The 5,264-nt window shown below is 73.8% G+C and carries 5 protein-coding genes; all 5 read right to left on the bottom strand.

The window, feature by feature from the left end:
- The coding region (locus CCS38_RS15100) for a hypothetical protein (RefSeq protein ID WP_223733781.1) at positions 1-466 on the bottom strand (466 nt) is incomplete at its 3' end.
- A 147-nt stretch (positions 467-613) separates the two neighbouring features.
- Positions 614-1,411 (bottom strand): type III pantothenate kinase, encoded by a 798-nt coding sequence (locus CCS38_RS15095; protein WP_030260419.1) that lies wholly within the window; start codon positions 1,409-1,411, stop codon positions 614-616.
- Entirely contained in the window at positions 1,411-2,466 is a 1,056-nt protein-coding gene (gene nadC / locus CCS38_RS15090; RefSeq protein WP_223733780.1) for a carboxylating nicotinate-nucleotide diphosphorylase, read from the bottom strand. The genes CCS38_RS15095 and nadC overlap by 1 nt, the downstream gene beginning before the upstream one ends.
- On the bottom strand, positions 2,463-4,181 hold the full coding sequence (locus tag CCS38_RS15085; RefSeq protein ID WP_223733779.1) for an L-aspartate oxidase: 1,719 nt from the start codon (positions 4,179-4,181) through the stop codon (positions 2,463-2,465). The genes nadC and CCS38_RS15085 overlap by 4 nt, the downstream gene beginning before the upstream one ends.
- 16 nt (positions 4,182-4,197) lie before the next feature.
- Positions 4,198-5,262, bottom strand: coding sequence for a pantoate--beta-alanine ligase (gene panC, locus CCS38_RS15080; RefSeq protein ID WP_223733778.1), 1,065 nt, complete (start codon positions 5,260-5,262; stop codon positions 4,198-4,200).
- Between the last annotated feature and the right edge of the window lie 2 nt (positions 5,263-5,264).

Here is a 5,264-nt window from a genome sequence, read left to right as displayed (position 1 = left end):
CGCGCAGCCGGGCGCGTGCGGAGCGCTCGGCGGCCTGCTCGCAGCGGCGCAGCAGGGCCGTGCGGCGGGTCCGCTCGGCCGGGCCCGCGTCCACCGAGCGCAGCACCCGGAGCGCGCCGAGGTCGTCCGGGCCCGGGACGTACCCGGCCGCCAGGGCCTCCTGGAGGCGCCCCAGATAGCCGTGTACGGACCCCGGGAGCGCGTCGCGGTACCGGGCGAGGTCGGCGAAGAGAAAGTCGCGCAGCCGGCCGCCCTCGCGGGCCGCCTCGTCCAGCGCCTCGGAGAGCCGGAGGCATTCCTGGACCTCTTCCGCGCGCCGCGGATCGCGTCTCGCGGGTACGGCGCCGGCAGGAGCGGGGGCAGGGACGGAAGCGGGCTGGAGGGCAGTGGCGAGGGCGCGGCGGAGCACGCGCAGTTCGTCCGCGCTGAACGCCATGCCGCCGCGGTATCCGTATGGCGTGGGCATAGGCCCGACTTTAATTACTAAACGGACAAAAACCCCGGTATTTGGAATTCCCGGGTGCGGCGCACGAGGCGCTGCGCGGACACGCCTTACGGGGCGCCGCGGGGCGCCCCGTATTCAGTGCCGCTTCCGCAGCGCTTCAATGCCGCGTCACTGCCGCCCGACGTTGCGCTCGTACACCAGGCGCAGCCCGATGAGGGTGAGCCAGGGCTCGTGCATGTCGATCGTGGAGGACTCGCCGAGCACCATCGGGGCCAGCCCGCCCGTGGCGATGACGGTCACGTCCTCCGGGTCCTCGGCCAGCTCCCGCGCCATCCGCTGGACGACGCCGTCGACCTGGCCGGCGAAGCCGTACAGGATGCCGGACTGCATGGCCTCGACGGTGTTCTTGCCGATGACGCTGCGCGGCCGGGCCAGCTCGATCTTGCGCAGCTGCGCGCCCTTCACGCCCAGCGCGTCCACCGAGATCTCGATGCCCGGCGCGATCACGCCGCCGACGTACTCGCCGCGCGCGCTCACCGCGTCGAAGGTCGTGGCCGTGCCGAAGTCCACGACGACCGCCGGGCCCCCGTACAGCTCCACGGCCGCGAGGGAGTTGATGATGCGGTCGGCGCCGACCTCCTTGGGGTTGTCCATGAGGATCGGTACGCCGGTCTTCACGCCGGGCTCGACCAGTACGGCCGGCACGTCGCCGTAGTAGCGGCGGGTGACCTCGCGCAGTTCGTGCAGGACCGAGGGGACGGTCGAACAGATCGAGATGCCCTCGATGCCGTCGCCCAGCTCCTCGCCGAGCAGCGGATGCATCCCCATCAGGCCGTTGAGCAGTACGGCCAGTTCGTCGGCGGTACGGCGGGCGTCGGTGGAGATCCGCCAGTGCTCGACGATCTCCTCGCCGTCGAACAGGCCGAGGACGGTGTGGGTGTTACCGACGTCGATGGTCAGCAGCATCAGGCCCCGGCCTCCCCGGCTCCCTCGTGCGCGTCGCCCTCGCGCAGGTCCAGGCCGATGTCCAGGATCGGCGAGGAGTGCGTGAGGCTGCCGACCGCGAGGTAGTCCACGCCGGTCTCCGCGTACGTACGGGCGTTGCCGAGCGTCAGGCGGCCCGAGGACTCCAGCATCGCGCGGCCCGCGACCAGTTCGACCGCCTCGCGGGTCTGCTCCGGCGTGAAGTTGTCCAGCAGGATCAGGTCGGCGCCCTCGGCGAGGATCGGCGGGATCTGGTCGAGGCGGTCCACCTCCACCTCGATCGGCACGCCGGGGAACTCGGTCCGTACGGCCTTGAACGCCTCGGCGACGCCGCCCGCGGCCACGACGTGGTTGTCCTTGATGAGCGCCGCGTCCGAGAGCGACATGCGGTGGTTCACGCCGCCGCCGCAGCGCACCGCGAACTTCTCCAGGGAGCGCAGGCCCGGCGTCGTCTTACGGGTGTCGCGCACCCTCGCCTTTGTGCCCTCCAGGGCGTCCGCCCAGGCACGCGTCGCGGTGGCGATGCCGGAGAGCCGGCACAGCAGGTTCAGCGCGCTGCGCTCTCCGGTGAGCAGATCGCGCGTGCGGGCCGTGACCGAGATCAGCTTCTGCCCCGCCTCGACGCGGTCGCCCTCCTCGACGTGCCGCTCGACCGCGAACTCGTCCGTGCACACCACGGAGAGCACCGCCTCGGCGACCCGCAGCCCCGCGACCGTACCGGCGTCACGCGCGGTGAAGTCCGCGGTGGCGATGGCGTCCTCGGGGATGGTCGCGACCGTGGTGACGTCCACGCCCTGGTCGAGGTCCTCCTCGATGGCCAGGTGCGCGATGTCCTCGACCTGTACCGGGTCCAGCCCCTCGTTCACCAGCAGGGCCGCCAGGTCCGGGTCCAGACCGCACTCCAGCGGGTCCAGCTCGTACGCGTCGTCGCCGGCGCCGCAGCCGCAGGCGTCGCCGCAGCCTCCGTCGGACGCGTCCGACGGGCTCTGGCCGGGCCGGCCGATCTGGAGGAGGGGGAGGTCGTCGGGCGTGCTCACGGGTTCGGCTCCGTTTCGGGATGGGTGGCGGGGAAGTCGGCGGAGTCCGTGACACGGAATTCCACCGTGTGGGGCGGGCGGAAGGTGACCACGGAGTGGCGTTGCCAGACCTCGTCGTTACGGTCGGGGTGGTCCTCCCGCCAGTGGCAGCCGCGGGTCTCCTCGCGCGCCCGGGCGCCGGCGACCAGGGCCCGCGCGACCAGCAGGAGGTTGGTGGCCTCCCATGCTTCCACGCCGGGCTCGGCGGCCTTGCCCTCCTCGGATTCCGCCGAGGCCCTGGAGGTCAGCCGCACGAGCTCCTTGTAGGCCCCCGCGATGCTGTCCGCCGACCGCAGCACTCCGACGCCCGCCGTCATGATCCGCTGGATCTCGAAGCGCGTCTCGGGGGCGAGCAGCGGTACGGGCGCGCCCCCGGGCAGCCGCGGCTCCCCGGGGCGCGGCAGCGGCCGCGGTCCGATGTCCGCCGCGATGCGCTCCGCGAAGACCAGGCCCTCCAGGAGAGAGTTGGAGGCGAGCCGGTTCGCGCCGTGCACACCGGTGCAGGCGACCTCGCCGCACGCGTACAGGCCCGGCACGGTCGTCCGGCCGTGCAGATCGGTCCGCACCCCGCCGGAGGCGTAGTGCGCGGCGGGCGCGACCGGGATCGGCTCGGTGACCGGGTCGATGCCGTGGCTGCGGCAGGCCGCCAGGATGGTCGGGAAGCGCTGCTCCCACATGGCCGCGCCGAAGTGCCGCGCGTCCAGGTACATGTGCTCGGCGCCCTGCTCCAGGGCGCGGCGCAGGATGCCCTTCGCCACGATGTCGCGCGGCGCCAGTTCGGCCAGCTCGTGCTGCCCCACCATGAAGCGCACACCGTCGCCGTCCACGAGGTGCGCACCCTCGCCGCGCACCGCCTCGGAGATCAGCGGCTGCTGCCCCTCGGCCTCCGGACCGAGGTAGAGCACGGTCGGGTGGAACTGTACGAATTCGAGGTCGGAGATCTCGGCGCCGGCACGGAGGGCCAGCGCGACCCCGTCGCCCGTGGAGACGGACGGGTTGGTCGTCGCCGAGAAGACCTGGCCCATGCCGCCGGTGGCGAGCACCACGGCGGGCGCGTGCACGGCCCCCACACCGTCGTGCTGGCCCTCGCCCATCACGTGGAGGGTGACGCCCGCCGTACGGCCTTCGGAGTCCGTGAGGAGGTCCAGAACGAGCGCGTTCTCGATGGTGCGCAGTCCCTGGGCGCGCACCGCCTCGACCAGCGCCCGGGAGATCTCCGCGCCGGTGGCGTCGCCGCCCGCGTGCGCGATCCGGCGCCGGTGGTGGCCGCCCTCGCGGGTCAGCGCGATGCCCGCGCCGTCCTCGTCCGGGTCGAAGCGCGCGCCCGTGGCGATCAGCCGTCGTACCGCGTCCGGGCCCTCGGTGACGAGCGTGCGGACCGCCGCCTCGTCGCACAGCCCGGCGCCCGCCACGAGGGTGTCGTCGAGGTGCTGCTCCGGGGTGTCGCCCTCTCCGAGGGCCGCGGCTATGCCGCCCTGCGCCCAGCGCGTGGAGCCGTCGTCCAGCCGGGCCTTGGTGACCACGACCGTACGGTGGCCGGCCGCCGCGCAGCGCAGCGCGGTGGTCAGCCCCGCGACGCCGGAGCCGACCACGACGACGTCCGCGTCGATGGCCCAGCCGGGCGCGGGGGCGTCGAGTCGTATGCCGGGCTCGGTCACCCCGGTCACCCCGGTCATCGGGGCGCTCCTGCAGTCATCGTGGTGCTCCTGCTGACGGGGGTCCGCTCTGCGGTACGGCGGGCCCGAAAGTGAGGCGGATGTTGTCGATGAGGCGGGTGGTGCCGACCCGGGCGGCAACGACGAGCACCGCCTCGCCCTCGTACCCGCCCTTGTACGGCCCGTCGTCCGGGGCCCGCTCGGTGTCCGGGAGCACCGTGAAGCCGTCCGGGTCGACCAGCTCCAGGTAGTCCAGCTCCAGCGGCGGGTCGAAGCGGGCCGCGTCCTCCAGGACGGCGCGGGCCGCCGCGCGGGCCACGGCCGGGCCCTGGGGGCTGCCGGCGGACGCCACGTAGGCGAGGGCGTGCGCGTCGGCCGCCGCCCGGTCCTCGCCCATCGCTGCCAGGCCCACGGCGCGCGCCTCGGAGTGCGTACCGGAGCCGGCCCGGACCCGCAGCGCCTCTTCGGCGGCCAGCCGGTCGCGGGCCGCGAACAGGGCGCGCGAGAGGGCCAACGCGGTCCGGCGCTCCGCGGGCGAGAGGTAGCGGTTGCGGCTGGAGAGCGCCAGCCCGTCGTCCTCCCGTACGGTCGGCACGCCGACGATCTCCACGGGGAAGTTCAGGTCGCGCGCCATACGGGTCACGATGGCGAGCTGCTGGGCGTCCTTCTGGCCGAAGAAGGCCACGTCCGGTGCCGTGAGGTGGAGCAGCTTGGCGACGACGGTGGCCATGCCGTCGAAGTGGCCGGGGCGCGAAGCGCCTTCCAGCACGTCGCCCATGGGGCCCGCGCTGATGCGCACCTGGGGCTCGCCGCCCGGGTAGACCTCCTCCACGGAAGGCGCGAAGACCGCGTCGGCGCCGGCCGACCCGGCCACCACGATGTCGGCGTCCAGCGTGCGCGGGTAGCGGTCCAGGTCCTCGCCCGCGCCGAACTGCAGTGGGTTCACGAAGACGGTGACCACGACCTGCCCCTCGGGGCCGACGTGCGCGCGTGCCGTACGGACCAGCGTCGCGTGACCCTCGTGCAGCGCGCCCATCGTCATCACGACGGCGCGGCGGCCGCTGCGCGGCACGGCCCGCAGTTCGGCGGCGGTGCTCACCAGAC

The sequence above is a fragment of the Streptomyces purpurogeneiscleroticus genome, assembly GCF_020024005.1.
Classification (GTDB): domain Bacteria; phylum Actinomycetota; class Actinomycetes; order Streptomycetales; family Streptomycetaceae; genus Streptomyces; species Streptomyces purpurogeneiscleroticus.
Note: the sequence above shows the minus strand (reverse complement) of the source record. Positions and strands in the feature narration are given on the sequence as shown.